At 70.1% G+C, this 4,066-nt stretch carries 1 protein-coding gene and 2 pseudogenes; 1 reads left to right on the top strand and 2 read right to left on the bottom strand.

Annotation, left to right across the window (positions count from 1 at the left end; all coding sequences use genetic code 11):
* A partial coding sequence (locus VIW71_RS11055) for a hypothetical protein (RefSeq protein WP_331621920.1) occupies positions 1 to 1,358 on the top strand: 1,358 nt, incomplete at its 5' end.
* A gap of 533 nt (positions 1,359 to 1,891) precedes the next feature.
* Here the strand turns inward: VIW71_RS11055 and VIW71_RS11050 are convergent.
* Positions 1,892 to 2,383, bottom strand: a pseudogene (locus VIW71_RS11050) (transposase); the annotation flags it as partial.
* Positions 2,384 to 2,539: 156 nt separating this feature from the next.
* Positions 2,540 to 3,592: pseudogene (locus VIW71_RS11045) on the bottom strand (MFS transporter); the annotation flags it as partial.
* Positions 3,593 to 4,066 lie beyond the last annotated feature (474 nt).

Here is a 4,066-nt window from a genome sequence, read left to right as displayed (position 1 = left end):
CACCGTCGGCGCCGGCAGTCGCCTCCTTCGACCCGCCCAAGGCGTTCGTCGCGATGTCGGCGTTCGGGGTCGAGCGCACGGCCAAGGACAATCAGTACACGCTCCAGGCCGGCATGGTGGGCCAGACCTCCCTGATCGCGGGACTCACCGGTGTCACCGGCCGCGACATCGCCGCGCAGGGCAAGCCGTGGACCGTCCCGTCCGTTGCGGCGTCCACCACCGAGACGCTGGGCGTGACCGCACCGATGGGCGTCCAACTGGACGGCAAGGACGTCGTAGCGATCGCTTACGTTCAGAACGACAAGGGCAACGGCACCCAGAAGGCCAAAGGCCAGGTGGTGTTCCAGTGGCTCAACGCGACCGACGGTAGGAAGGTTGCCGAGGTCACCGCGGACCTCACCCCGGCCCTCGGCGCCGGCCAAGGCGGCGACAACGTGGTGAGCCAGGCGTACGACGCCGCCACCGGGCAGATCGTCGTCGGTGTCGGAGCCGCCGGCGAGGCGGCCGCCGAGAAGGGCGGCGAGGTGTTCACGGTCTATGCCGACCCGAAGACCCATAAGTCGACCGTCATCCCGTTCGTCACCCCTGCGGGCGTGCTGAACGGTGTCGTCGCTGGCGCAAAGGGCAGCAACCAGGAGGGTGCGGCCGACGGCACGATCGTGATCGCCGACGGTGCGACCGGCAAGATCACCAAGCAGACCCCGACCAAGCAGGACTACCTGAACGCGGCAGGCAGCGGCTCGAAGCGCGCCTACCTCGCCTCCAACTCGTACGCGGGCAACGACAAGTACAACAACGCTTTTTACTCGGTCGACATCGCCAGCGGCGCCGTCGTACTGACCAAGTCACAGGTTGTGGACGAGAGCGTGAGCACCTTCACCTGCTGGGGCGATCAGGCCGAGGCTGTGGTCTGCACGTCCGGCGAGTCCGGCGGCAAGGAGATCGTCGGCTTCGACGACACCACCGGCAAGAAGACCTGGGGGTACACCGACAAGTCGGCGAGCCGGGTCGTCCCGGCGGTCACCGCGGCGTTCCACGGCATCGTCTACGCCCAGACCGAGGCCCAGCCGGTGCTGATGGACGCGGCGACCGGCGCGGACGTGCCGACCAGCACGCCGACTGCGTCCTCGATGCCTTCGGCCGGCGCGACCCCGACCGAGGGTGCGACGCCGACCGACGGTACGCCGTCGCAGGGCAATGACCCGGGCAGCGCGAACGGTTCGGACATGTCGCTGTACGACGCCAAGCTGAAGTCGCCGACGGCGGTCACGCAGTACGGCGGCGCCTACCTGCAGGCCCCGAGCGGCAGTAACTACGACTTCCAGTCAATCCTGATCGCGCTGGCAGCTACCGCCTGATCACCTGAAATCGGGTAGGAGGGCCGGGTCGCCCGACGCTCCTCCCACACCACCGGACATGCGTGCCCGCATCACCGCGGGTGGTGGTTCCCGGCGATCCCGAGTCGTTCACAGTCGAGGCTCGCTGTCGCACCGCGCTGCCGGCACATCAACGGCCGAGCCGGTTCAGCGTTCTCGCCGGGCTGCCGCGTACGGCCTCGGGCAAGGTGGACCGCGTTGCGGTGAGGACGGAGACGGTCGGCGCCCCGGTCGCACCGGATGATGGGCAGCGCACCTTGGACGAGGAGTTGTACTCCAGTCGCAGTTCGCTATCACTGCTGGTCAGGGCCGTGTTTCTGAGTGTACTGGGCTGATGTGCCGTCAGGTGTGGGGAGTTCGTGACCTCGGGTGCGGTAATGGCAGCGGCGGGCGGTGGCCTGGTGGCGGCGTCGCCATCTGGACCAGCTCATGGCGTGGCCGGTGCACCGGAGGTGCGTGTGTTGGGGACGGACAGTTGCCAGGAGTCGCCGGATCTCTGCCACGGTGAGCGGTGCCCGGGCGGCGGTAGCGGCGAGGAATGCGTGGGCGAGCATGGCCAGGGTGATGTGCCGGTACCAGCCCGGATAGCGGCGGACTTCGTACTGGTCCAGGCCGCATTCGTTCTTCGCGGCCTGGAAGGCTTCCTCGATCGCCCACCGGGTTCCGGCGATGCGCACCAGCTCGGCGACGGTGGTGCCGGCGGGTGCGTAGGCAAGGTAGTAGGCGATCTCGTGGGGGCGGGCCACGCTGCGGCGGGCCAGTACCCACCGGTCGTGGGTGGGCCGGTCGCCGTCGAAGTCGTCGATGGCGGGCAGTTTCGCCGCGGCCCAGTCGTAGATGCGCGGGCCCTTGGCGCCATCGCCGCAGGAGACGAACTGCTGGAGGCTCTGGTCGGCGCGCCGCCCCAGCAGCCGCTCCGAGATCCGGCGCACCGATTTCCGGCCCGGCACCTCCACCAGGCCGCGCACGTAGACCTCTCCCCAGCGGCGCTGGTCCACCCGGGTCATCGAGGCGAACAGGGAGGCGCAGAACAGGGAGAGATCATCGCTCGAAGTCACCATCCGCCCAGACTGCGCGGCGCGTATGGAAGTAGCGTGGAAGTGATGTCGAAGCCGCGTGCACCGCGCGGGAGGGCTACGGGCGGGCGGCCACCGCGTCCTGTTCCTGGTCGTCCCCGCCGCTTTGCCGCCGCGCAGCCCCGGGGCCAGCAGCAGCGTCGCGGCCAGCGAGGCTGCCGCCGTGGCCATCATGCCGGTGGCCGGCGAGGTCAGTTCGGCCGCCGTGCCGGCCACTGCCGCCCCGACCCCCTGCATGGTGAGCATCCCGGAGCTGTGCAGGCCGAGTGCCTGGCCGCTCAGCTCGTCGGGTGTCAGCGCCATGAGCCGGATCTGCAGCAGCCCCGCCCCGTATCCGAGCGCGGCGACCGTGACCAGCACCAGGGCGACCGGCAGCCGCGGCTCCAGGACGAAGAGCAGGTACGGGGCGGCGAGCAGGACGCACAGCGGGACGGCCAGCCGGTCCCGCCACCGGGCCGACAGGAAGCGGCCCGCGAGGACGTCCCCCACCAGCATCCCCACTGCCCCGAAGGCGAACAGCAGGCCGGCGTCGCCCGGGGAGTACGAGACGTACAGCGACTCCGCCCCGACGATCAGGCCGTTCGGCACCCACAGCGCGAGGTAGACGTATCGCCGCGGCACCGAGGACCACAGGCGCGCGTTGGCGCGCCAGGTCTCGGCGACCGACGTCTTCCCGGCGCCCCGGGGCGGCCGCCTGCTGAGCCCGCAGCGCGCCACCACGGCGGTCAGCACGTACAGGGCCGCGGACAGCAGCAGTGTGCCGCGCGCCGAGATGAGCGCGACCAGCGCGCCGCCGAGCGCGAAACCGCAGATCTGGATGACGCCGACCGACATGTTGAGAACGGACCGGCCGAGCAGGTAACCGTCCCGGCTCAGGACCTCGTTGAGCAGCCCGTACCGCACCCCGCCGCTGACCGACCCGACGACGCCGAGCCCGAGCAGTACGACGAACAGCGCCCAGACCGGCAGCCCGGGAATCGCCTGCAGGGCCGTTCCCGTACCGAAGAGCAGACTGAGGACCGTCATCGCGGCGCGCGGCGGCAGCCGGTCCGCCCCGGACAGCACGGTGGCGGCTCCCCCCATCTGGGCGAGTGCGGGGCCGAACATGGCAAGGGAGGACAGCAGCGCCGAGTCCGTCTGCCGAAGCGCGGGACACCCCGTGCGGCCAGGGCCGGCCGCAGGGCCGCGGCCAGGCGGACGGTGTCTTCCGCGAACCCCCAGCGATGCCCCATCACCGCCCGCGAGTGATCGTCCACGACGCGAACAGATACGTCTTGCGACCGGCGACCAGCGGCCCGTGCAAGGCGTCCCCGGTCCACAACTCGTTGAGGCCATCGGCCTCGAACCGTCCGAAGACCGCGGAGGCGGCGGGAGCTTGAGCGCGTCCAGCCCCTCGCGGACGATCATCCGCTGGATGGTGCGTTCATCGGGTGCCCAGCCCCGCTGGGCTCCGATGATCCGGCGGATCTGCGCCGCTGACCGAGACGGGTTCTCCTTCTTAGACGTCGTTTCCTTTGGCGAGACGTCTAACGTTGAGCCGTGATGTGGAGTGAGGTGGAGTACCTCGACTGTCTACAGTCTGAGCGGCGAGGCTACGCATGGGTGATGCAGCAC

Origin of the sequence: Streptomyces sp. (assembly GCF_036524955.1) — a bacterium.
Classification (GTDB): domain Bacteria; phylum Actinomycetota; class Actinomycetes; order Streptomycetales; family Streptomycetaceae; genus Actinacidiphila.
Note: the sequence above shows the minus strand (reverse complement) of the source record. Positions and strands in the feature narration are given on the sequence as shown.